General features: G+C 51.8%; 21 protein-coding genes. 8 read left to right on the forward strand and 13 right to left on the reverse strand.

Annotated features, from left to right (window positions below):
- Positions 1-93: 93 nt before the first annotated feature.
- A complete protein-coding gene (locus ACQ6WK_RS06270; protein WP_432799886.1) occupies positions 94-384 on the reverse strand; it encodes a winged helix-turn-helix domain-containing protein in 291 nt (96 codons plus the stop codon).
- Positions 381-986, reverse strand: a complete 606-nt coding sequence (locus ACQ6WK_RS06275; RefSeq protein WP_432799887.1) for a hypothetical protein — start codon at positions 984-986, stop codon at positions 381-383. The genes ACQ6WK_RS06270 and ACQ6WK_RS06275 overlap by 4 nt, the downstream gene beginning before the upstream one ends.
- Before the next feature lie 182 nt (positions 987-1,168).
- On the opposite strand from ACQ6WK_RS06275, the gene ACQ6WK_RS06280 reads away from it, so the two are divergent.
- Entirely contained in the window at positions 1,169-2,284 is a 1,116-nt protein-coding gene (locus ACQ6WK_RS06280) for a ThiF family adenylyltransferase (protein ID WP_432799888.1), read from the forward strand.
- Between the two features lie 30 nt (positions 2,285-2,314).
- On the opposite strand, the gene ACQ6WK_RS06285 is transcribed toward ACQ6WK_RS06280, so the two are convergent.
- The 3 genes from ACQ6WK_RS06285 to ACQ6WK_RS06295 form a co-directional block, all read right to left on the reverse strand.
- Complete coding sequence (locus ACQ6WK_RS06285; RefSeq protein WP_432799889.1) at positions 2,315-3,073, reverse strand: metallophosphoesterase family protein; 759 nt, start codon at positions 3,071-3,073, stop codon at positions 2,315-2,317.
- 200 nt (positions 3,074-3,273) lie between these two features.
- Positions 3,274-4,233: a hypothetical protein gene (locus tag ACQ6WK_RS06290; RefSeq protein WP_432799890.1), complete on the reverse strand. Its 960-nt coding sequence runs from the start codon at positions 4,231-4,233 to the stop codon at positions 3,274-3,276.
- 337 nt (positions 4,234-4,570) lie between these two features.
- Positions 4,571-6,109, reverse strand: a complete 1,539-nt coding sequence (locus ACQ6WK_RS06295; RefSeq protein ID WP_432799891.1) for a hypothetical protein — start codon at positions 6,107-6,109, stop codon at positions 4,571-4,573.
- 85 nt (positions 6,110-6,194) lie between these two features.
- Here ACQ6WK_RS06295 and ACQ6WK_RS06300 point away from each other — a divergent pair, with 85 nt between their 5' ends.
- The 3 genes from ACQ6WK_RS06300 (at position 6,195) to ACQ6WK_RS06310 (ending at position 8,956) form a co-directional block, all read left to right on the forward strand.
- Positions 6,195-6,599 (forward strand): hypothetical protein, encoded by a 405-nt coding sequence (locus ACQ6WK_RS06300; RefSeq protein WP_432799892.1) that lies wholly within the window; start codon positions 6,195-6,197, stop codon positions 6,597-6,599.
- Between the two features lie 232 nt (positions 6,600-6,831).
- Positions 6,832-8,430 (forward strand): anthranilate synthase component I, encoded by a 1,599-nt coding sequence (gene trpE / locus ACQ6WK_RS06305; RefSeq protein WP_432799893.1) that lies wholly within the window; start codon positions 6,832-6,834, stop codon positions 8,428-8,430.
- Between the two features lie 232 nt (positions 8,431-8,662).
- Entirely contained in the window at positions 8,663-8,956 is a 294-nt protein-coding gene (locus ACQ6WK_RS06310; RefSeq protein WP_432799894.1) for a FliM/FliN family flagellar motor switch protein, read from the forward strand.
- A 94-nt stretch (positions 8,957-9,050) separates the two neighbouring features.
- On the opposite strand, the gene ACQ6WK_RS06315 is transcribed toward ACQ6WK_RS06310, so the two are convergent.
- The 5 genes from ACQ6WK_RS06315 to folE2 form a co-directional block, all read right to left on the reverse strand.
- Positions 9,051-9,629: a hypothetical protein gene (locus ACQ6WK_RS06315; RefSeq protein ID WP_432799895.1), complete on the reverse strand. Its 579-nt coding sequence runs from the start codon at positions 9,627-9,629 to the stop codon at positions 9,051-9,053.
- Positions 9,630-9,738: 109 nt separating this feature from the next.
- Positions 9,739-10,773 (reverse strand): sugar phosphate isomerase/epimerase family protein, encoded by a 1,035-nt coding sequence (locus tag ACQ6WK_RS06320; protein ID WP_432799896.1) that lies wholly within the window; start codon positions 10,771-10,773, stop codon positions 9,739-9,741.
- Positions 10,774-10,811: 38 nt separating this feature from the next.
- On the reverse strand, positions 10,812-12,749 hold the full coding sequence (locus ACQ6WK_RS06325; protein WP_432799897.1) for an MFS transporter: 1,938 nt from the start codon (positions 12,747-12,749) through the stop codon (positions 10,812-10,814).
- A gap of 106 nt (positions 12,750-12,855) precedes the next feature.
- Complete coding sequence (locus tag ACQ6WK_RS06330; protein ID WP_432799898.1) at positions 12,856-13,830, reverse strand: prohibitin family protein; 975 nt, start codon at positions 13,828-13,830, stop codon at positions 12,856-12,858.
- Positions 13,831-13,925: 95 nt separating this feature from the next.
- Positions 13,926-14,741, reverse strand: coding sequence for a GTP cyclohydrolase FolE2 (gene folE2, locus ACQ6WK_RS06335; RefSeq protein WP_432799899.1), 816 nt, complete (start codon positions 14,739-14,741; stop codon positions 13,926-13,928).
- Positions 14,742-15,143: 402 nt separating this feature from the next.
- Between folE2 and ACQ6WK_RS06340 the strand changes: the two genes are divergently transcribed.
- From ACQ6WK_RS06340 to ACQ6WK_RS06355, 4 genes are all read left to right on the forward strand, one after another.
- On the forward strand, positions 15,144-15,587 hold the full coding sequence (locus ACQ6WK_RS06340) for an Hsp20/alpha crystallin family protein (protein WP_432799900.1): 444 nt from the start codon (positions 15,144-15,146) through the stop codon (positions 15,585-15,587).
- A gap of 127 nt (positions 15,588-15,714) precedes the next feature.
- Positions 15,715-18,330, forward strand: coding sequence for an endopeptidase La (gene lon, locus ACQ6WK_RS06345; protein ID WP_432799901.1), 2,616 nt, complete (start codon positions 15,715-15,717; stop codon positions 18,328-18,330).
- A gap of 78 nt (positions 18,331-18,408) precedes the next feature.
- Complete coding sequence (locus ACQ6WK_RS06350) at positions 18,409-18,987, forward strand: cob(I)yrinic acid a,c-diamide adenosyltransferase (protein WP_432799902.1); 579 nt, start codon at positions 18,409-18,411, stop codon at positions 18,985-18,987.
- Positions 18,988-19,086: 99 nt separating this feature from the next.
- On the forward strand, positions 19,087-19,602 hold the full coding sequence (locus ACQ6WK_RS06355) for a hypothetical protein (RefSeq protein ID WP_432799903.1): 516 nt from the start codon (positions 19,087-19,089) through the stop codon (positions 19,600-19,602).
- Positions 19,603-19,632: 30 nt separating this feature from the next.
- Here the strand turns inward: ACQ6WK_RS06355 and ACQ6WK_RS06360 are convergent, their stop codons facing one another.
- The 3 genes from ACQ6WK_RS06360 to ACQ6WK_RS06370 form a co-directional block, all read right to left on the reverse strand.
- Positions 19,633-20,874: an RluA family pseudouridine synthase gene (locus tag ACQ6WK_RS06360; RefSeq protein WP_432799904.1), complete on the reverse strand. Its 1,242-nt coding sequence runs from the start codon at positions 20,872-20,874 to the stop codon at positions 19,633-19,635.
- An 89-nt stretch (positions 20,875-20,963) separates the two neighbouring features.
- The gene (locus tag ACQ6WK_RS06365) at positions 20,964-21,707 is read right to left on the reverse strand and encodes a hypothetical protein (RefSeq protein WP_432799905.1); all 744 of its coding nucleotides are present in this window, start codon (positions 21,705-21,707) and stop codon (positions 20,964-20,966) included.
- A gap of 157 nt (positions 21,708-21,864) precedes the next feature.
- Positions 21,865-22,437, reverse strand: coding sequence for a hypothetical protein (locus tag ACQ6WK_RS06370; RefSeq protein WP_432799906.1), 573 nt, complete (start codon positions 22,435-22,437; stop codon positions 21,865-21,867).
- Positions 22,438-22,574: the final 137 nt, after the last annotated feature.

Consider the following 22,574-nt stretch of genomic DNA (forward strand, 5'->3'; position numbering starts at 1 on the left):
GAACGTCGGCCTTGTAGCGGCGGGGCAGTACGCATAACAAACGCTCCTGATTCGATTGAGTCAGGAGCGTTTTTGTATAGATCGAGTTTCGTGTTACTGGCCAAGGATTTGGCGTAGGGTGGTGACATGTGTTTCAAATCGGTCCCGGCCTTTGGCGGTCATCTTGATATAGGTGCGGGGCTTCCTGTTTTCAAAGGCTTTTTTAAGCTTGATGTAACCTGCGGTTTCAAGCTTGGAAAGGTGCGATCCGAGGTTGCCATCGGTCATGCCGAGTTCATCTCGCACAAAAACAAAGTCCGCTTCTGCATCATTTGGTAGGGCGCTGAGCGTGGCCATCACTTTGAGTCGTGCGGGCTGATGGATGATTTTGTCGAGATCGCTCATGTGGGGCTCCAGCGTCGTTTTATGTAGAAGCCGCTAGTAAACAAGGTGCCGCCACAAATCAGAGCAAGCCAGAGCGTGTAGTTTCGCATATCACCGAGCCAACCCCACTTCATTAAGAAATAGCCGAGACATGCAGCTATTGCAATAAACCAGCCGACGGCGAAAAGGAAAGTAGCTCGTAGCCATAATCCCATGATGACGTACATAAACATGAGCATGATGACGAGGACGGCGCTTTCCTCAGGCCAGTTAAGCGGCGAAATAATCGCCATCATGAAAAACAAGAAAATAAAAAGGCTGCCCCAGGCCCATCCGATACGCAAGCTTATTTGTTTCATTTCATTGCTTACAATCTTTCTCTTACGGGCATCGAGAATCACAAATATGGTGGTGCAGAGGATTCCAAGTGAGTTTCCAATCATCCAGCCTGTGAAGGCCCATTGAGGAAGCCAGTATGGCAGTGCAAAGCATGTGATCCAGACGGCGCCCCACACCATGAGGATATTGCCCGTTGGGCCTGCACTTAATCGTCCTTTGACCTGTTTCATGACATATTCGATATCGCCTAAGGCGCGTTTTGCATCATCTGCGTTCATTTCCACAGCGTGATCTCCTAGTGTCAGTATGTTAAACATATCGGTATTTGGGCAAGAAACTCTGTGATGCAGAGTACTCTGTTTTATTGGGGAGGTCAACAAATAACTATGCATTTATTTGATTAGTTAAAATCTGCGGTCATGAGGCTGGATTGCTCGTGCGGGATGTTGGTGGGTATGATTGAGTTATGAACATGGATAGATATCAGCGGCAGATGTTGTTGGGTGGGATTGGCAAAGAAGGTCAGCAAAAGCTGGGGCAAGCGCGTGTACTCGTGGCGGGGTGCGGTGCGCTCGGCGGTATGATTGCAAATATGCTCTGCCGGGCGGGGGTGGGCGAACTGGTGGTGGTAGATAGGGATTATGTTGAAGAGACCAATCTGCAGCGGCAGGTACTTTTTGATGAAGCGGATGCGCGGGATAGTTTGCCAAAAGCTGTGGCGGCGAAACGTAAGTTGGAGGTGATTAACAGCACGGTGTTAGTGCAGGCGGTGGTGGCGGATATCAACCACGAGAATGTTGAAGATATTATGTCGGGGGATTGGCCGGACTGCGAGGGGCGAGAGATTGATCTGATTGTGGATGGGTTGGATAATTTTGAGACAAGGTATTTACTCAATGATGTGGCGGTGATGATGGGGAAGCCGTATGTCTATGCCGGAGCAGTAGCGACGAGCGGAACGGGGTATGTGGTGCTACCGAGGACTGAGAGTGGTAAGAGTGCCTGGGAAGAAGTGAGAGAAGAGGGGCCATGTGTGCGGTGCATTCAGAGTGACATGCCAGCACCGGGAAGTATGCCAACGTGTGATACGGCGGGCGTGCTAGGACCAATGGTAGGTCTGATGGCGAATTGGCAGTGCGCCGAAGTAATCAAGATTTTGACCGGCAACTGGTTTGCGGTGAACCGAAAAATGTTGCATGTAGACGTGTGGTCAAACCGTATCGGGCAGATTGATGTGTCGGCACTTGCGGGGGAAGATGATTGCGTTTGTTGTGGTGAACGCGAATTTGAATTTCTTGATGGGAAGTTTGGCAGTCGAACGACGAGTCTGTGCGGACGGGACGCAGTGCAGGTTTATCCGGGAGGAAAGCGTGGAGCAATCAAAATTGATTTTGAGCAAATATCGAAAAGGCTTTCCGATGTGAGTGATGTTTCGTCCAACGGTTTTATGCTTCGTACGAAGCTTCAGGAACAGGGCAAGGGGTATGAATTGATCGTGTTTGCAGACGGGCGAGCACTGGTGAAGGGGACGACAGATGCAGCGGAAGCGAAGGGGATCTACGCCAAGTATCTCGGTGCGTAATGTATGTGGCGTGAGATGTCTAATCGATCATTAGTCTATACCGAGATCGAACTGTTGCATGGTGACATGTTTGTCATCAATCTCATAGATACGGTAGGGGAAGGGTGCAACACAGAAGGCTGGTCCAGTGGTGAAATAGGTATTTTTGAGATGAATGAGTTCGGTACCTGGGTGGAAGTGGCCGGACAGGCTAAGGATCACACGTCCGGAATCATCAATTTTTTGCGTGTGTGTCCGGTCGTGTTTGTATGAGTGTGGATAGCCTTCATGGATGGATGGCGTGAGCACGTAGTGTTGGACATGAATCTGTGGAGATTCGTCGTGTGTTTCAAGTGTGGCTTCAAACCTTTCGAGTTGATCGTCGAGACGCTGCGGCATGTGGTTTTCGGTTTCGTCATCGTGAAACAGATGGAAATCAAAACCATCGCAATGAACAGTATCTTTTTGCGGAAAGACATTCCACATCGCGCTTTGTAAGTCATGGTTACCAGCTAGTACTACATACGGCAGATCTTGATCTTCAAGTATCTCATAGAGTAGGCGATAATCTTGTAAAGCTGCTTCGCGATTTTCTTCTTCAAGATTGCCAAGTTTATCTGCATCGATCCAACTCAGTGGAGCATCAAGAAGATCGCCAGTGATAATGAGAATGTCAGGTTGGCAATCTTGTATCTGCTTAAGAGCTTGCGGGAATAGTTCTGGCATGCGGCGGACCTGGCGTTCAGCGAGCGCAACGTTGCCAGGGATATGCTGTCGGAGGTGTATGTCGGTGATGTGCGCAATCTTCATCAGAGCGATCCTTCTACGGGTGGGTCGGTATGCTTTTTTGATATCGGATGCGCCGAGGGGCTGTCTTGAGCCGTGGTTGACATTGATAGATAGGTAATAAAAAGGGCCTTGAAACCAAGGCCCAGTGTACATGATTACGAATTGATTTTGTATGACCTCCTTTCGAACATCGTGTTGAATGGAGATAAGTAAAATGGTTATTAGAAGCTCATGCTCATACCGAAGGTGCCGATGACTTGGACGGTGGAGTTACCGGTGCCGGCAGCACTTGAGATTTCGCGGAGTTGATCAGAGAAGATCAGGAAGTCAACACCAACGTACATATCCCAGTTGCCGTATTCTTTTGGTATGAAAGTCATCGGTGCGGAAAGCTTCGCACCCACATCGAGGTAGCCAAAGAAATCACTGTCATCGCCAGGTGCGGTTTGATAGTAGTTGCTGACGTTGAGTCCGACATGTGCCGGAAGTGAAAATGTGATCGGCAATGTTTTAGAATCGATCAGTGTCATGGATGGTTCGATGCCGAACTCAAGGTAGACGCCGCTATCTTCAGCGATCGCGTCTGCTGCACCACTGGTTTCATAGGCGAGGAGAGCGTAGGGTTGGAAGCCTTCGAAGCCGGGGATGTCTTTGGTTTCCGCGACGGTGCTCCAGAATTCGGAGTCGTCGTAAGCGAGTGAGATATCGATTTCCTGGTTAAACTCTGCGCCGCCTTGTGGGTTTTCAAGCCAAATGTAGGTGACGTCGAGTGCGAGGTTATCTTTGGGTAGGCCGATGGTGAAGCCGATGGCGATGTCAGATTCATACCATGCGTTGTTGTTGCCCGCAGGACGGTTCATGGTGCTGAAGCTGTTCCATGTGGCGATGTGCCCGTTGACGGTGACGGTTTCATCGTCGTAAAGGCCGAGGTCTAAGCTGGCGTATGGCTGGATGATAGCACCCGTATAGTTCTGTCGACCTTGTGAGATACCACGGTAAAAGTAAGCCGTGGTGACATCAATGCCTGCCTCGAAGGAGAGGTTCTCGCCGGGACGGAATGTTGGAATGAGTTGCTCGTCCTCCTGCTTGTATTCCTGTGCGAACACAGCGGAGCTAAGGCAGGTTGCGGCGGCCAATGACATGGCCAGCAAGCGTGTTGTTTTGATATCCGTGAAGTTCATCGTTTACTCCTAATCATAAAAAGAGTGGACCCAATCAGAGCATACCTACCGTACGGATGGCGGCAACACGGTACGCTACACGTAAGTGCAAATGCAATAGCCATGCCAGAACAGGCATGAGGAGAAACAGATACCCAAATACGCTGGTTATACGAAAAAAAGACGTGATGAAGTCAAAAACAGGCATGGGTGATCATCCTTGATCTGCATGAAAATGATGCATCCGAGCACTGATGCACAAAAACCGTGCACTTATGATAAAACCCAATTGCACTAAGTAGCAAGCATTTTTATGAAACTTCTGGTTTTCGGGGGTGGCTAAGAAAAATCTGTGTGCTTAGCCGGGAGCCAGTCCGCGCGAGAATTCTTGTACGCGTTGAGCCTGTGCCCGTCGGATAGTGTCTAGTGTAAGCTTGGCGATTCTGAAGTTTTGATCTTCATCTGAGACAAGGCGGCAATGTTCTTGTATCACGGCATAGATGAACTTGAAAGCGTCACGCGGCTGGTGCATCTGATCCAAAGCATCAATGATCATCTCGCGGCTGACATCCTCAGCAAAGAGATCAATCAAAGAGGTTTCTTTTGATTCTGCATCGGCGCTATCAGATGTCATGCAAAGTTTTAGCCGTGTGTTACATAAATCATAGAGTGTGGAGCCGGACCAGTTCAGGCGTTCGATCATGGACTGTTTGTCGAGGCGGGCTCGTTGGAAAAACTCGGCAGACTCGCGGCGGATGGCGTAATGCAGTTCAAGCGGGAGCAAGAGCTTAATGCCAACATGATCTTGTTTGAGGAACTTGTTATCGAGCATTGGGCGGAGAATGGCCTGCATTTTGTCAGCGTCACCAGAGACGAGTGTGGGTTCATCAAGACGGTCAAGCAAGACCATCATGCCGGCGTAATCGAGTTGGCGGATGATGTTAATGAGGCGACGGGTGAGTTGATACCGTGCGTCGGATAAGTTGCCATCATCTGGTGATGGTAGTGGGAAGGGTTGATGTTGCAGGTCACTGGGGCTGAGCGACAAGAGCATCTGTCGTAACTCAGAGCCGGTGTGATTGATCGCGGGCATTTCCCTTCGCACTTTGCGCGAGAGGTTCCACGAGGTGAATTGTGTGAACACGAGCCAGCCCCAAAGCGAGATCGCGCCAGCTAGTGAAATGCCCAATGCGGGCAAGACCCAGATTGGCGGTTCTTCCATAAACTGAAATGTGCCCCAAAATCCAAGGGCGACCAGTGTCATGACAATAGCCAGCACTAGCATCGCGCTTGATCGGATCAATCTTGTGACACGTAATGAGCCCGCGAGCTTGGTCCATCGCACCAATGACGAGCCTGTAACAGGTTGATCGTACAACGCTGCAAGTACCGCAAGATCAGCTCGCTGTTGCCGAGAGAGACGTTTGCGCAGATTACGTTTTTTCTTTTGATCGGGATTGGTTGGTACTGATTTGTCGTGAGTCAGGTTATTGACCAGCTGCGTCACCGCGAGAGAGAGGATCGCGTCTTGATGGTCTTCGAGTCGGAAGTTTTCAAGGACAGCTTTGGCGTTTTGGCGGCGGCGCCTCAGGAGGTTATCCAGCAGTGGATTCAGGTCGTCATATGTGACGGCTAGAACGCGTCCGCTAGTTTGTGCTGCATTGTGTTCCTGGATTTGTTCTTCGATCTGGAGACGGATGGCGGTTTTGCCCGAACCTTTCTCGCCGAAGACGATGGAGGTAGAAGGGGTATCGAGCGGGCCGAGGATTTTGTGGAAATCCGGATGGATGGGTGGCTTGCTGATGAGTTTGTTGAAAACCGGGTCCAGCCCCGCTTCTTCTGCAGCAAAGGGGTTATCTGAGATCTTGTGATGGGCGAAAAAGCGGTTGATATTCATCGTCGTGTGGCCCTAAGGTGCGTCATATGGAGGGTTTCGGGCGGCTGGGATGCGGACATTAGCCGAACGGGATAAACTATCTCCCATGAGCGAACAGAATCCCCCACAAACCCCGGAAGATCAGAACAAACAGACCACGTCCGAGTCGTTGGAAGGGCAAATCCCGCCACTGACCGACGACACGATGCGCCGCAAAGCGGTGGACCTGGCGTTCGACTACCGAGGTGATGTTACCATAGAAACCACGTCCGGTCAGTCTTTTACGGGCTATCTTTATAACCGGGATGGCGAAGCCGCTAAGCCGTATGCGACGATGATGCTCAAGGGTGAAGCCGAGCAGAGGCTGCTCTACAGCGAAATCGCTAAGCTCACTTTTTCCGGTAAAGACCCTGCCGCAGGTAAGACCTGGGAAAGTTGGCTGAAGCGCTATGTTGAGAAGAAACTCAAAGGCGAGGCAGCCAACATTGAGAGCGAAACTCTCGACGATTGATCATGGTTTTCTGATAGAATAGGAAACAAGGCGGGGGGATTCTTTCGGGGCGTCTTCAATGCGATCCGCGACTTCATGGTTACAGGATTGATTCCAGTGATGGCACAGCGTTTGCTCAGATTGAAAGTGTTCTGGCAGGTTTACTGGCAAGGTTAAGCCCTGCACTTTTGTTATGCAGTATTACGGTGCTGCTGAATTCTTGAACATTCATCTTGTCAATCTGGATCGAATCATGTCCTACCAATTACCTGATTTTGAGACTTTCGAGGCGATGGCCCAACAGGAATGCGAGGTTGAGCAAAAACGCCTCGTGCCGATGTGCCGTCGTTTGTTCAGTGATGCGCTGACACCTGTTTTGGCTTATCGCAGACTGGTTCGTGACGAGCCGCGTGAGGCGCCAAGTTTCCTTTTTGAATCTGTGGTTGATGGGGATCGTATCGGGCGCTACAGCTTCATCGGTTCGCAGCCGATGGTTGAGATTGTGGCTCGCCGATATGACATGGAGATTCGTGATCATGCTGGGATGGGGTTGTCTCGCCAGTTTGAGAGTGATGACCCACTGATGGAAGCTCGCAGGCTTACGGGAAGCTGGAAACTCATCGATCCGCCTGAGGCGATGAAGCTCCCGGATTTCACCGGCGGCTGGGTGGGTCTTGTCGGCTATGACACAGTTCGTTATCTCGAACCCGAAAAGCTAAGCAATCCGCCAGAGGATGATCGTGATCTGCCGGACCTACATCTGCAGCTCTACAACGATTTGGTCGCTTTCGACCACGTACAGAAGGTGATTCTTGTCATCACACATGTGTTGGTTGATGAGTACAGTTCGATCCGCAAAGCCTATGAAGCAGGTGTTGCGCAACTCGATCAAGTTACTCATAAGCTCACCGGCCATGCCCTGATTGAAAGCACGGAAACAGGTTTGCTTTCGGGCGGGCATATTGATTTGAGTTCGCCGCCGCGTAAGTTGCCGATCAGTTCGCTCGGTGATGGTGGTTATCAAGAAGCGGTTGAAAAAGCTAAAGAATATATCAAGGCCGGCGATGCTTTTCAGATTGTCCCATCGCAGCGTTTTGAGATTGGCACGCAAGCTGATCCGTTTGATATCTATCGTGCGCTTAGAGTGGTGAATCCTTCGCCGTATATGTTTTATTTACAGATTGAAGGTGCGATGTTGGTAGGTTCATCGCCGGAGATTTTGTGCCATGTGAAAGATGGTGAGGTAACCAATCGCCCGTTGGCGGGAACACGCAAACGTGGCAGCACGCATGATGAAGATCAAGCCTTGGAAAGAGATCTACTTTCTGATCCGAAGGAGATTGCAGAGCATGTGATGTTGGTGGATCTGGGGCGCAACGATGTGGGGCGGATTGCCGAGGCAGGTTCGGTGGAGTTGCCCGCCGTGCTGGAGATCGAGCGCTACTCGCATGTGATGCATATCAGTTCGACGGTAACTGGGAAGCTGCATGAGGGACGTGATTGTTGGGATGCGCTGCGGATGTCGTTGCCGGTAGGAACAGTGAGTGGCGCACCGAAGGTACGGGCGATGCAGATTATCGATGAGCTGGAAAAAACGCGTCGTGGCCCGTATGCCGGGGCAGCAGGGTACGTGAACTTCACCGGGGACATGGACATGGCGATCGCACTGCGGACCATGGTCGTGACACGGGATCAGAGTGCGGGCAGGTGGCAGGTACACCTACAAGCCGGCGGTGGGATCGTGTATGACTCAGACCCAGATGCAGAGCATCAGGAAACGGTCAACAAAGCGGCAGCACTAGCGAAGGCGATTGATCTCGCAGAGTGTGCCTTTGCTGATGGCGGCAAGTAATTCGACGCGGGGTTTGCACTTAGCGTGCCGAATTGACCGATAGAATATAGGTCTGCAGACGCATCGCCAGCGTTCGCAAACAGGGGAGGACGAGGGTAGGTATGCTGAATATGTTGTTCAGTAAGAAGTTATGTTACTGGGGGGCAGCCTGTGTTTCACCAGATTCGTGAACGCGATCGCATCGTGATGTGAACGTCCGCATGCGGTTATCGGAGTGTGTTGCAGGTTGCCGATGGAGAACGTCGATAAACATACAGCTATGTCCACGGATGTAAAAACCATCCTGAAGCTGAAAGTGCCCGTGATTGTTCAGATCGGCGGCCGCCGTATTACTATGGACGAGATTCTCACGCTCGCACCTGGCGCGATCCTTGAGTTGGAAAAAGGGTCAGATGAACGTCTTGAGCTACTCGTTAACAACAAGATTGTTGGTGAAGGCAGTGCGGTCAAGGTTGGAGAGAATTTCGGCATCCGTATCAATGATGTCGGTTCCACGCGAGAGCGCGCCGAAGCGATGGCTTCCTGATTCTGTCATAGAAAATCACAAGAGATAACAACAAACCCCTCGTACTTGAGGGGTTGTTTTTTGTACACGGTTTGCTGGATTTAAGATATTGGCATTAGGCTGTTGGTTCTGGCGTGATTGCTTTGACTTTGATTTGCATACCGTCGACGAGCACGACCTCAATTTCAGCACCTTTTTCAATGATCCCAGCGTTCGCGATGCATTCTTCACGCTCACCTTCGATGAGGCACGTGCCAACAGGTCGCAGTGGTGTAAGCGCGGTGCCTTTCATGCCTTGTTGAATGTCTGTTCCGGATACGGGTAAATCGAGTTCTTCAGAACGGTTGGTTTCATTTTTCAGTGTGATCATTTTGGCGATGAAGGTATGTGGCCAAATCTTAATTGCAAATCCGAATAAGAACGGTAGCGCGAGCAGTGTCAGTGCGCAGCCGATCAGGCCGACGGTGGTATTGAAACCAAACAACATCACGATCCCACCAATCAGACATAAGCCGGACAAGAGTGCGATGATCCCTGCGGTAGGGAGTAACACCTCCAACACAAACAACACCATCGCAATGCCGATGAGAATGATACCCCATACCAGAAAAAAGTAGGATGAATCATTTGGTGGAGGCACCGTTTTGCCGCTTTGTGCGAGTACAGTCATAACTTGGAAACATGCGGTATTCATAATTGAATTTTACCTTGCAGAGGTCGTGTTGCCGAGTATTGCTGGGCGTGATTCGCATGTTTGGCAGTTATCGAGCCAATATTTGCAGCACGAAGACAATCTGGAAGTTTTAGCGGTCGAACTGTGCGTCAAAGGCGATATTGGACGGCTTGAAGTCGATCGCACGGACAAAGTCGCAGGCTTCAGTGGCGCCGTGCTCGCGGTCCATGCGGGAGTCTTCCCATTCGACGCTGAGTGGGCCGGCGTAGCCGATGTCGTTGAGGGCGACGATGATATCTTCGAATTCAATGTCGCCGTGACCGAGTGATCGGAAATCCCAGTATCTGCTGGGGTTCGCAAAGTCTGTGTGCCCACCGAACACGCCAATGGTGCCGTCGCCATGACCCCACCAGACATCCTTCATGTGTGCGTGATAAATACGGTCGGCGAATTGACGGATAAAGCGGACGTAGTCAACGCCTTGGTAGGCGAGATGCGAGGGGTCGTAGTTGAAGCCAAAACGCTTGTGGTGGTTGACTGCTGCAAGTGCACGCTCGGCGGTGACGATGTCGAAAGCGATTTCAGTTGGATGGACTTCGAGTGCAAAATTGACATTTTGTTTGTCAAAGGCATTCAGGATAGGTGTGAATCGCTTTGCGAAATCTTTGAAGCCTTTATCCCAGAATTTTTGCGAGGTAGGCGGGAAGGCGTAGATGGTGTGCCAGATGCTTGAGCCGGTGAAGCCATTAACGACAGCGGGAAAATCATCTTTGTTTTTGCGGCCAGGCTTATTGTTCATGAAGCGGCGGCAGGCTTTGGCGGTAGTAATAAGTTTTTTGGCGGCGCGTTTGCGGACGCTTTCGGGTTCACCGTCACCCCAGACATCAGCGGGGAGGATTTCTTTGTGTCTTTCGTCGATGAGATCACAAACAGCCTGCCCAACGAGATGGTTGGATATGGCGTAGGCGGATAGCCCGTGGTCAGAAAGAATCTCCCACCGGTTTTTGCAGTATTTGTCACTTTTCGCAGCTTGATCAACATCGAAGTGATCGCCCCAGCAGGCGAGTTCGAGTCCGTCGTAGCCAAATGCTGATGCTTGCTTACAGATTTCAGTGAATTTCAGATCGGCCCATTGTCCGGTAAAGAGTGTGACGGCGCGTGCCATGAAAGATCTCCCAATCGAGAAAGATTTTGTCGAAAGAATTAGGTGACGGATTGAAGATTGCCGCTGATTTCAGGGGCAGGGTCTTCGGGTTCGGTAGCAAGAGAACGCATATGTGATTCAATAAATTCAAGAATGTCGTCGCGCTTCATTTGCGGTGGGATGTGGATCGGCTTGCCAAAGCGAACCGTGGCGCGGCAGGGAGTGAAGAAATGGAGGAGCATATTTTGTTTACGGGCAGTGCCTTCGATCCAAGTGGGTATGATGGGCGCGCCGGTTTTGCGAGCAAGGAGTGCGATTCCGGGTTGGAATTCAGCAAGTCGACGGACTTTACGCTGGAGTTTGCCTTCGGGGAAGATGCCGATGCATTCGCCTTCTTTGAGTCTTGCGAGAACGGATCGTAGTTTGACGGAGTCGGAGCCGTTGTCGGTGATGAAGATGGGAGTGATGAGTTTCCAGAACCATTCCATGATGCGGAAGCGGTAAGATTCGAGCATGATCCATGTGATGAAGCGTGGAGAGCAGCTTTGGATGAGGAAGGGGTCGGTGGCGATGGTGTGGTTCGAGGCGATAATTGCGGCGCCTTGCATGGGGATGTTTTCGCGGCCTTCCCATTTGAGTCTAAACCAGACGAGGGAATAGATGCGGCAGATGCGGATGAGTGCGTTCATGAGAGGGTGTGGGAGTGGGCCGGTAGGGAGCTTTTTGTAGAGGCCGATGATGCCGCAGAGGATGAGGATGGCGCCGAAGACGTAGAGACTATTTACGACGAGGATGTCTGCGTCGGGGAGTTGCCAGATGACAAGGTTGACGGTGACGTTGGTGAGTGTGTTGAGCATGGCGTTAACGCCCATGACTCTGCCACGGATGTAGTTGGGTGTGATGGTTTGGAGCATGGACATCATGGAGATGATGGACATATTGCCGAAGAAGCCCACGCCGAATGCCATGGCGAGTGCGATGGCGATGGTGGGAGAGAGTGCGAGGAAGACGGAGCAGAATCCTGCGAAGATGAGGCCGCCGAGAAGAACGATGTCGGATTCGTAGCGGGTACGAATCCATGCGACAGCGCCTGCACCAGTGAGCATGCCGAGTCCGATGGCGGCGGAGAGGTAGGTATAGACTTGCTGTTGTTGTTGAGGGGGCATGTCGGGAGCAATAAGCCCGAAGCTCGGTTTGGTGAGAGAGATGACCGCGTTGTAGACGACCATGGCGGCGGCCCAGATGATCATGTTGAGGATGATGAGGAAGAGGACTTTGTGGTGAGTGGTAATGTAGGTGATGCCTTGTTTGAAGGATCGTTTGCGTGGCTGGTCTTGTGTGTCGGCGATGGTGATGTGTGGGCGGGGCTTCATGAAGGCGAAGAAGGTGCCTGAGATGAGGTAGAAGAGCGCGCCCATGAAGAGGCCGTGTCGCACGGTGCCGACGGCATCGGGGTTAATGATTTGACCGCCAACGACAACACCAATCATGGAAGCGATGACGGTGAGGGAAAGGACGATGGCATTTGCGGGTTGGAGTTGTTTAGTGGTAACGATCTGCGGGACAAAAGCGTTGCGGGTTGGGTTGAAGATTGCGGCCATGCTTCCGACGAGCGCGACGATACCCCAGATTTGCCAGTATTCAGATTCAGGTATTGCGGCGATGCCGTTGGCGCGTGCGATGAGGAAGAAGCCGAGAAGGAGGAGTAGACCACGTGCTTCATCACAGAAGAGCATGAGCCATTTACGGGGGAGATGGTCGGCAAGCCAACCGCCTGCAACGCTGAGAATGATGTATGGAAGGAAGAAGAAGAAGTTGACGGATGCTTGTACGTTGACGCGGTCGTCGCCGACCCATCCACCGAGGAGTGCGAGGGCAGCAAGCATCATCATTCGGTCGCCGAAGCCGCTAGCGGCGGTACTGGTCCACATAAGTGTGAAGCTACCGTTGCGCCAAAGCGGTTTTGTTTTTGTTTCACCCGCGGCCTGCTGATTCATGTCAAAAGTATAACGATTTGGTACGTGTTGCCCAGCCTGATGTTACACGAAAAAAGCCGGCTGAGTTGGCCGGCTTTTGAGTCGTGATTTTATACCTAGATCATCCTTAACGCTGTGGGTCAGAAACCGTGCGTGGGACGAGTTTATTTTTGGCGGTGGTATCACCCATATGCATCAGGGGAAGTGGCATGGGAGAGTCGCCGCTCATGAAGTAGAGTTTGGCGGCGGGGTCTTTGGAGATGGACTCTAAAGCTTTGAGTGCTTCGAGTTGGATGTAGGCGGGGTTGTTGGCGATGGCGGAGTTGATGCGCTCGATCTCGTAAGCTTTGGCGTCGGCGAGGACTTTGAGTTTTTCAGCTTCTGAATTTGCGGCGGCCTTTTCGGCTTCGGCGAGGGCAACTTTTTCTTGTTGCTCCATGCGGAAGCGTTCGAGTTCCGCTTTTTGTTGCTCGACGGCTTGCTCGCGTTCTTTCTTTTTCTCAATGGCTTGGGTAATGAAACGTGGGAGACGGATATCGCGAAGCAGGACAGCTTTGACTTCGATGCCCTTGGGGGTGAGGTATTCGCTGAGTCCGGTGTAGAGTGAATCTTGGAGGCTTTGTTGTGTTTCTTCGAGGAAGAAGTCTTCGGCGCGTTTGATGGATTTACCTTGTTCACGCAGGAGGCTGCGAACTTTGGGGACAAGGTGGACTTGGATCATTTGATCGACGTTGCCGGTGTCGCCGAGGATTTGTGGTGCCATGGCTTTGTTGATGCGGTACTGGACTGAGACATCGAGGTCGGTGGTGAGTTGGTCTTGTGAAGGGACACCCGCTTTCTCGGAGTGTGTTTTTTCGCGGACATCATAGATGGTCCATTTGTAGAGCGGGTTGATAAAAGAGTGGAGTCCTTCATCGTAGGGTTCGGTTTGTATCTTGCCAAAGAGTGTGGCGACGCCGACGTGTCCAGCGGGGACAGTTCGGAATGACCACGACCCGACAAGGACGATGGCGCCGATGACGGCAATGACGGCGATGATCTTAAGGATAGCGCCGGTGGGGAGGTTCGGTTGCTGATTTTGATGTTGTATGTTTAAGCTCATGGTACTCATGATATCGAAAAAAGCCGTTGCAGTGCTGCAACAGCTTTTGGATTATTCTCATTTCTGAGGCTTTTCATGTGGTTAGGTAAGGGTGTTTATTCATCCTTGTCGCGTTCGACCACCGCATATGCGTTGTGATTATGGATAGATTCGAAGTTTTCACTGCTGACCGAATACCACTTGATGCGGTCTTCTTTTTCCATTTCACGAGCGAGATCGCGGACGATGTCCTCGACGAATTTGGGGTTGTCGTAGGCGGCTTCGGTGACGTATTTTTCGTCTGGCCGTTTGAGGACAGCGAAGACCTGGGTGCTGGCGCTGCGTTCGACCATCTCGAAGAGCTCTTCGATCCACATAGCTTGGCCGTCACGTAGGCGGACTTGGGCGCTCATATGGCAGCGTTGGTTGTGTGCGCCGTATTCTGATATTTCTTTCGAGCAAGGACAGAGGCTTGTCGCAGGGACGAGGATCTCCATGATCATGTCGTCGTGGTGGTTGCTGGTGCAGGTGAATTTGACCTCAATGTCGAGTTTGCCAAGCTGTCCTGTGATGGGGGCTTGCTTGTCAATGAAGTAAGGGAAAGTAAGTTCGAGGTGGGCGGTTTCTGCATTGAGGCGTTTCTTCATCTCGTGGCAAACGTCCATGATCTGATCTGAGCGGATGGAGTCGTGGTGTTTGTTGAGCACTTCGAGGAAGCGGCTCATATGCGTACCTTTTTGGTGGTGGGGCAGGCCAACGTACATGTTGACATTGGCGACGGTGGATTGTGTGCCACCGGTTTTTGGGCATTTGAGAGTGATGGGGTAGCGGATATCTTTAACGCCTACTTTGTTGATGGCGATCTGGCGGCTGTCTTCGCTGCCTTGGACATCTGGCATGGCTTGAGCTGCGGTTGCGCTCTGGCTGGTCATATCGTTCACCTTCTTGGGGTCATGTATACAGGTGGGGGTCTGTTCGTCATATGAGGTCGCATTACCTCACCTGCCGCGTGCAGAACTTAATACTTGCCGAGGCGGGTTTAGGTTCACACACATAAAATTAGAACAACTCTAATTTTAGAGCATCCTATAAGCAAATGAAAGTCGGCGGCAGAATATTCCATTATAGAGGGAAAAGTGAGGTATGCGAAATAGGTTTGGCTGCGTATGTGGACCTGATTGCAAAGGTACCGAAGTGGCTTTTGTCAATTCTGGGGCGATACGCCGATATAGAATGGGGTGATTGGGTTGGTGTATGGATATGGTGTGTGATGAGGGGAGATCAAGCGCGCCGCTATGTATGCGGTGCTACGATCCATCAGAAAGGGGCACACGATGAGCAAGGGTTTGGTTTCGGGAAAGCGGCGAGCACAGCGGGTTGGCGGTGTTGTGTCGCAGACAGTGGGCCATGTGACGGGTGATCAGGTATGGTCTCCAGCGATCAACATGTATCAAATGGCAGCGAGTGTCGTGGTGTGTGTTGATTTGGCGGGTGTGGATCGGAAGCGGTTATGTGTCTCGGTTGAGCGAGGATGTTTATGCGTGAGCGGACAGCGCGCAGCACCGGACCCGGTTTCGGCTGAGCTTGAGAGTATCGGGGGAGAAACTGTGATGAATAAGGCAAAGCTGAAAGATGGTCGTGAGATACGTATCGTGCGGATGGAAATTGATTATGGTCCATTTTCGGAACGCATCAGGATTCCATCCGACATTGATCTTGACCGGGTTGGAAGTGTGTATCGCGAGGGTTTGTTGTGGATTCATCTGCCTGTGAAATAGCGCAGAAAAAACTTTGCAGAACCGTAGGTGATTGGGGTAAGTCGCCGAGCAAAGTTGGGCGATTTAAGCTAACCTAAATGAAGATAAGATTGGGTCCCATTGGTTCACTTGAAGTTGGAATTGTTTCGTGCCACGTAAAAAAGCCTCACGTAAAAAAACAACACGCAAAAAAACTTCTGCGAAGAAGACACCAACACTAAAAGCTGGCAAGCGATCACGTCGTAAGTCGGCGGCAAAGAAAGCTGTTGGTCGTAAGGGGAAGGTGCGCCGAAAGAAGGTGGCGTCGGCAGAGAACATTGCATCGCCGTCACTGATGATTGAGTTGGAAGAACGTGATCCAGAAGCGGTTGATCTTGTGGGTGCGATTCCTGCAGAGATCCCGATCATGCCAGTGCGCGGGATGGTGATGTTTCCGGGGACGATCATGCCGATCGCGGTAGGGCGACCGTCATCTTTGAAGTTGCTTGATCAGACGTTGGGTGAATCGAAGGTGATCGCACTGTTTACGCAGAAGGATGAAGATCAAGAGACGCCGACACCAGACGATGTGTATGAGGTGGGAACGGCGGTGTCGGTGTTGAAGTTGATCCGCCAGCCAGACGATACGGTACAGATTATTGTGCATGGTTTGAGTCGTGTTCGGATTGAGAAGATTCAGCAGCACGAACCATTCTTGAAGGCGAAGGTAAGTCAGTGTGAGGAATCGGAGGGGCCGCGGGGTAAGTCGTTTAAGGCTGCATTTAAGCAGCTAAAGGATCAAGCGCGACAGTTGATCGAACATACACCAGGTGCACCGGATCAAGCGGTGACGGTGCTGATGAATATTGATGATCCGTCTAGCTTGGCGGATTTTCTGGTGGCGAATCTGAATCTTGATGTGGCGCAGAAGCAGGACTTGCTTGAAGAGCTTGATGTGGCAAAGCGGATTCGTCAGGTGCACCGGCATGTGTCGATGCAGCTTGAGATTCAGCAATTGCAAAACAAGATTCAGGAAGATGTGCAATCGTCGATTGGTGATTCGCAGCGAAAGTTTTTCTTGCGCGAACAGATCAAGGCGATTCAAAGGGAGTTGGGGGAAGTTGATGATGATGCGGCGTTTGTGGATCGGTTGCGAAATCAGTTGTTGAATGCGAACCCGCCGGATGAAGTACTGTCGGAAGCGCTGCGCGAGTTGACACGATTGGAACTGATACCGCCAGCGTCACCAGAGTATTCGGTGATCAGCAATTATTTGGAATTGCTGGGTGAGTTGCCGTGGAAGACGCAGTCTGAAGACAACATGGATTTGGCGCGTGCGCAGAAGATTCTTGATCGCGATCATTATGGCTTGGATAAGGTGAAGCGGCGACTGATTGAGTATTTGGCGGTGCGGAAATTGAATCCGAAAAACCGCGGGCCGATTTTATGTTTAGTTGGGCCTCCAGGTGTTGGGAAGACTTCATTGGGGCAGTCGATTGCGGATGCGTTGGGAAGAAAATTTGCGAGGATGTCGTTTGGTGGGATTCGTGATGAATCGGAAATTCGCGGGCACAGGCGGACGTATATTGGCGCGATGCCGGGACGGATCATTCAGGAGTTGCGCCGTGCGGGGACGAACAATCCGGTGATGATGTTGGACGAGGTTGATAAGCTTGGTGCTGATTTTAGAGGTGACCCTGCGTCGGCTTTGTTGGAAGTATTGGATCCACGGCAGAACAATGCGTTTGTGGATCGATATCTAGATGTGCCGTTTGATTTGTCGCAGGTGATTTTTATTGCGACAGCGAATTATATGGGGAACGTGCCGCCGGCGCTGCAGGACCGTATGGAAGTGATCGAGGTGCCGGGGTATACGGATCATGATAAGTTGGCGATAGCGCGGAAGTATTTAGTGCCGCGTCAGCTGAAGGAGAATGGTCTGACGCGGAAGCTGTGTAAGTGGATGGCTTGTGGGCTGAAGAAGACGATTGAGAATTACACACGTGAGGCTGGTGTGCGCGAGTTGGAGCGTCAGGTCGGCGCGGTGTGTCGTGGTATTGCGGCAGAGGTGGCGAGCAAGTCACCGGGTCGTCGGGGTGGGAAGCAGTATGTGGTTGATAATGCGAAGGTGCGGAAGGTGCTGGGGCCGGAGAAATATGTGCGTGAGGATGATATCCGGATTGATGTGCCGGGTGTGACGATGGGGCTTGCGTATACGACAGTAGGCGGTGAGGTGTTGTTTGTGGAGGCGACGTCGTATCCGGGTAAGGGCGAGTTTAAATTGACGGGGCAGTTAGGTGATGTGATGCGGGAGAGTGTGTCGGCGGCGATGAGTGTGTTTAAGTCACGGGCGGATACGTTTGGATTTAATTTGACGCGGCTTGAAAATCGTGATGTTCATATTCATGTGCCTGCGGGCGCGGTGCCGAAGGATGGGCCGTCGGCGGGTGTGGCAATGTATAGCGCGATTGTGTCGCTATTGCTTGATTTGCCTGTGAAACAAGGGGTGGCGATGACGGGCGAGATCACGCTGCGTGGAAAGGTGCTGCCGATTGGCGGGGTGAAAGAGAAGACTTTGGCGGCAGCGCGAGCGGGTGTGACGACGGTGATCTTGCCGGAGGATAACCACCGAGACTTGGAAGAGATCGATCCGCAGGTGAGGAAGAAGATTGATTTTGTTTTTGCAGCGGATGTGGATGATGTGCTTGATCACGTGCTTGGAAAGAAACGCATTGCGGGGGCGGTGCGGAAGGTGAAAACGGAATCAAAATCAAAGAAAAGCTAGACGCCTGACGTGCTAAAAGGATGAGCGATGCGGGTATATGATGCTGCGCGCAGGCATATTTGTAGCTAGAATATGGGCATGAAGCTATACACAAAAACAGGTGATGATGGTTCGACGGGGCTGTTTGGGAATTATCGTGTGGGGAAGGATTCGCTGCGGGTGGAGGCGTATGGGACGGTGGATGAGCTGAATGCGTTTGTGGGGTTGGCGGGGGCGGGGTGTGGGGATGAGATGATGAAGGGGCGGCTGGCGGATGTGCAGTCGCGGCTGTTTGAGTTGGGGGCGGATTTGTCGCGCCCGCCGGCGGATCAGAAGAATGCGGGGGGCAAAAGGGCGGAGGGGGTGATCCAGACGATTGATGCGGGGCATGTGAAGGTGCTTGAAGTTTGGTTGGATGAGGTGTGTGATGAGCTGCCGGCGATGAAGTATTTTGTTTTGCCGGGTGGGTGTGAGTTGTCGGCGCGTTTGCATGTGGCGCGGACGGTTTGCCGGCGGGCGGAGCGGCTGTGTGTGGCGCTGTCCCGGCATGAAGAAGTCAGTGAGCATGTGATTAAGTATTTGAACCGGCTGAGCGATTTGCTTTTTGCGTTTGCGCGGCGGGCGAATGATTTGGCGGGGGTGGCGGATGTGCCGTGGAAGGGGAAGGATCAAAAATAACTAGTTTTCGAGGGCAAATATGGGCAATTTATTTTACGGGGAATCAGTAAGAGATTTTGGGTTTGGATTAACCCGGCTGATTTTTTGGTTTCTCATAACATGAGATTTGCGAATTGTTTTTGTTCGGGGGAAACTCGAAAGGGTAAGGATCAGAATCTACTATTTGTTCCTAATCCAGATTTTGACCCAGGGTTTGTGACGCCATTTCATTCGAGTCAAATAAAATCATATCTTTCCGAATATCAATTAGAAAAATTTCGGGAACAAAAATACTCTCATTACCCGTCCAGATTGCAAGCATTGTACTTATTATCTTCTGAAAAAATTGCTTATGAATACTATGGATATTCAGAAGATCATGTTGGTGATAGAGTCCTCAAAAGAGTTTATACAGTTGGCGAATATATTTTCTCTACACACGATTCCTCATGGATTAATTTTTTACGATTACCGCATTCGATCACAAATGAAACTTACGAAAGAGTTTCGCAAGAGTATTGGTCAGGAGGTCGTGTGGAAGATTGCTCGTTTGATAGCATGGGGCAATCTTGGGAAAGGCCAAGTATTCAAGAAGTTCTCTATACTGGGTGCGTTAAATTTTATGATGAAGAGTAGTTATGAAAGCATAGTGAATGCGTATTTCGCTTAATGGGTTGTGATGTCGTCGTCGGTGTCGGGGATGGCTTGTGAGAGGTCGAGATGTGTGCCGGAGGTGACGACGGGGCCGGGGCCGGGGCGTTTGCGGAGTTCGCGGATCAGGCGGTGCAAAGGCGCGTGGACGGGGGCGGTGAAGAGCATGTCTTGTTTATTGATGGGGTGTTGGAGCCCGAGCATGGCCGCGTGGAGGGCGGGGGTGTGCATGATCATGTCATCGCGGGAAGTGGCTGCGTTTTCGAGTGCGATACCTTCGTTTTTGTCACGTGCATAGGTGAGGTTGGCGCGGCCGCCTGCGGGGAGGGGTGGGTTGTCGAGTTCGGGGATGCCGACGGGTTCGCCGCCGTAGATGATGTCGCCGACCAGTGGGTGTCCGATGTATTGCATGTGGACGCGGATTTGGTGGGTGCGGCCGGATTTGAGTTCGAGTTCGACGAGTGAGTAGCCTTGGTAGCGTTCGCGGACACGGTAGATGGTGACGGATTCTTTTGAGGTGGAGTCGTGGCGGACGGCCATGGCTTCGCGATAGGTGGGGTGTTTGCCGATGGGCTCGTTGATGACGCCGCCTTCGGGCTCGGGGCAGCCGTGGACGACGGCGAGGTAGACTTTGAGGTTGGTGCGGTTTTCGAATTGTTTGGCGATGAGCCAGTGCGGTTCTTCTTGTTTGCCGACGACGATGACGCCGGTGGTGTTTTTGTCGAGTCGGTGGATGACGCCGGGGCGTGCGTCTTCTTCGCCGACACGCGAGAGGCCAGTGGAGCCTGCGGTGCCGTCGTTGCGGAAGGTGTCGTTGTTTTGGAAGTGGTAGGCGAGTCCGTTGATGAGTGTGCCGGAGAGTCGGCCACGTGCGGGGTGAACGATGAGGTTGGCTTGTTTGTTGACGACGATGAAGCCGTCGTCTTCGTAGAGGATTTCGAGAGGGATGGGTTCGGGGTTGAGCTCGGCGGTGGGCTTGGGTGGGACCATGACGTCGAGGATGTCGCCAGCTTTGAGTTTGGTGCTGGGCTTGACGACTTTTTCGTTGACGAGGACGCCTTCGAGAGCGATGAGCTTTTGGATCTGGTGGCGGGACATACCTTTAAGGCGGTTTTGTAGATATTTGTCGACGCGGAGTGCGGAGTTTTTAGAGAGGACGTAACGGAGACGTTCACCGCCTTCGAGTTCATCGGGCATTTCTTCGAAGAGTTCGTCATCGAAGGGTCCATCGGATTGGCTGTAGATGGCCTTGGACATGGTGTCTATCTTGTGGTTAGATGCGATTGTGTGTTAAAGAAAAAGCCCGGAGGTTTCCGGGCATGGGTTTTGTGTTTTGAGCGGTGAGGTTATTGAGCGGGTTGCGATTCGGTAGGTGCTGTGGGGGCAGGGATTGTTTCTGCGGGTGTTGTTGGTGCTGCGGCTTCGGGAGTTGCCGAAGTTTCAAGTTTGGTTTCGACGAGTGGTTCAGCCGCAACGGGGGGAGGTTCGGGTGCGAACTCGATGGCTGGTTGGATGCCGGGCAGGAGTGACTTGCGCTTTTCAGCTTGCGTCTTTAGAGCATCCAGTTTGGCGTTGCCTGCGACTTGGATCGCTTTGTCATAGTTGGCTGTTGCGGCGGCCCAATCGTTTTGCGACTCTGCAACGGCTGCGAGGCCGAGTAGTGCGTTGATGGTGAAGGCGGGTTCTTGAGAAAGCTGCATGACTTTGCTGTAGGCGTCAGCGGCTTTTTGAAGGTTGTCTGCGATTTTATCTTCGGGGGTTTCGGCGTTGGGTGGTATGGAGCCTTCAGCGAGAAAACCGTCACCGGCGCGGAGATAAGCAAGAGTGCTGATGCTATCGTTGCTGGTGGATTTGGCAAGTGCGACGAGGCTGGCGGGGCTGTTAGTACTAACGAGTGAAGCCCATGATTCTTCATGGGCATTGGCAGCTCGTTGTTTGAACCAGTTATAGCCAGCGTAGCTGCCTAAAACGAGGATAAGTGCGATCATGATGATCGAGCCGAATTTCTCCCAGAAAATCGACAGCCGATCGATGGCGTCTTGCAGTTCTTCGTCACGAAACTTTGGTTCTGTACGATGCTTATCATCCATGTAACACGGTCCAATATCTTTGCTTAGCGGTTAGTTGCGGGGTGCGGCCGGTGCGGTAAGGCGCGATCCGGATCGCAGATCGAGAGATTTTAGCGTTTTCTGGCCGGCCTGTCCTGATGAGGGCTAGATGATGCTCTGACTGACTAGCAGAGAGGGATTATTGATTGTTGGTGACGGCTTGAGGGAGGATTTGCTGGTCATTTTGGTTGTTAGAGCCAGTTTTGACGGGTTGTGTAGAGAGGTCGGGGAGAGGTGTGCCCATGGCGGCGGTGTTCTGGGGTTCGATGGTGATGTACATGGAAGCAACGGCGAAGCGTTTGGTCATGCGGACACTGAGATTTTCAGCACCCTTGCGGAAGTTGATGACTGAAGTATTGCTGGCGAGATCATCGATGCGGTCGATGGGCTGCCAACCTTCCGCTTCCATATAGGTTTTGGCGTATTGCACCATTTCAGCAAGATTGGCTTTGCCTTGATACAGGTGGTTGACGACACGGTAGTAGCCGTCGGTGACGACGTTGCAATGCTCGGGGATGGGCTTAAAACCAATGGGAGCAGGAACATCGGGAATGGGTGATGCAGGGTCGGCAATGAGTCCTGGGCCATGCTGTTTTTCAAGTGTTTTCCAGTTGTCGGAGTAGCCGGTGAAGGAAGAGATCGGCTGGGTGCTACATGCTGTCAGGCAGAGCATGAGTGTGATGGAAAGTGCGGTGGTGAAGATGTGTTTCATGATCGAGTCCATCCTGAAGAAAGTGTCTGTCGGCCTAGGTTGCGGCATATATTGCGTTGAGATGCACATGCAAGGCATTGGGCCGCTAATACCCCTGTTTTGCAAGAGTTTATCTTAATTAGGCGGGTTCATCAATG

It is taken from the genome of Poriferisphaera sp. WC338 (assembly GCF_050931845.1).
GTDB lineage: Bacteria > Planctomycetota > Phycisphaerae > Phycisphaerales > Phycisphaeraceae > Poriferisphaera.

Coding starts and splice junctions, on each gene's coding strand:
- ACQ6WK_RS06315 (WP_432799895.1), bottom strand. CDS start 9,629: ATGAATACCGCATGTTTCCAAGTTATGACTGTACTCGCACAAAGCGGC.
- ACQ6WK_RS06365 (WP_432799905.1), bottom strand. CDS start 21,707: ATGGATGATAAGCATCGTACAGAACCAAAGTTTCGTGACGAAGAACTG.
- ACQ6WK_RS06270 (WP_432799886.1), bottom strand. CDS start 384: ATGAGCGATCTCGACAAAATCATCCATCAGCCCGCACGACTCAAAGTG.
- ACQ6WK_RS06330 (WP_432799898.1), bottom strand. CDS start 13,830: ATGAGCTTAAACATACAACATCAAAATCAGCAACCGAACCTCCCCACC.
- ACQ6WK_RS06325 (WP_432799897.1), bottom strand. CDS start 12,749: ATGAATCAGCAGGCCGCGGGTGAAACAAAAACAAAACCGCTTTGGCGC.
- ACQ6WK_RS06355 (WP_432799903.1), top strand. CDS start 19,087: ATGAGATTTGCGAATTGTTTTTGTTCGGGGGAAACTCGAAAGGGTAAG.
- ACQ6WK_RS06285 (WP_432799889.1), bottom strand. CDS start 3,073: ATGAAGATTGCGCACATCACCGACATACACCTCCGACAGCATATCCCT.
- ACQ6WK_RS06310 (WP_432799894.1), top strand. CDS start 8,663: ATGGAGAACGTCGATAAACATACAGCTATGTCCACGGATGTAAAAACC.
- ACQ6WK_RS06360 (WP_432799904.1), bottom strand. CDS start 20,874: ATGTCCAAGGCCATCTACAGCCAATCCGATGGACCCTTCGATGACGAA.
- ACQ6WK_RS06300 (WP_432799892.1), top strand. CDS start 6,195: ATGAGCGAACAGAATCCCCCACAAACCCCGGAAGATCAGAACAAACAG.
- ACQ6WK_RS06295 (WP_432799891.1), bottom strand. CDS start 6,109: ATGAATATCAACCGCTTTTTCGCCCATCACAAGATCTCAGATAACCCC.
- ACQ6WK_RS06320 (WP_432799896.1), bottom strand. CDS start 10,773: ATGGCACGCGCCGTCACACTCTTTACCGGACAATGGGCCGATCTGAAA.
- trpE (WP_432799893.1), top strand. CDS start 6,832: ATGTCCTACCAATTACCTGATTTTGAGACTTTCGAGGCGATGGCCCAA.
- folE2 (WP_432799899.1), bottom strand. CDS start 14,741: ATGACCAGCCAGAGCGCAACCGCAGCTCAAGCCATGCCAGATGTCCAA.
- ACQ6WK_RS06340 (WP_432799900.1), top strand. CDS start 15,144: ATGAGCAAGGGTTTGGTTTCGGGAAAGCGGCGAGCACAGCGGGTTGGC.
- ACQ6WK_RS06290 (WP_432799890.1), bottom strand. CDS start 4,233: ATGAACTTCACGGATATCAAAACAACACGCTTGCTGGCCATGTCATTG.
- ACQ6WK_RS06280 (WP_432799888.1), top strand. CDS start 1,169: ATGAACATGGATAGATATCAGCGGCAGATGTTGTTGGGTGGGATTGGC.
- ACQ6WK_RS06350 (WP_432799902.1), top strand. CDS start 18,409: ATGAAGCTATACACAAAAACAGGTGATGATGGTTCGACGGGGCTGTTT.
- ACQ6WK_RS06370 (WP_432799906.1), bottom strand. CDS start 22,437: ATGAAACACATCTTCACCACCGCACTTTCCATCACACTCATGCTCTGC.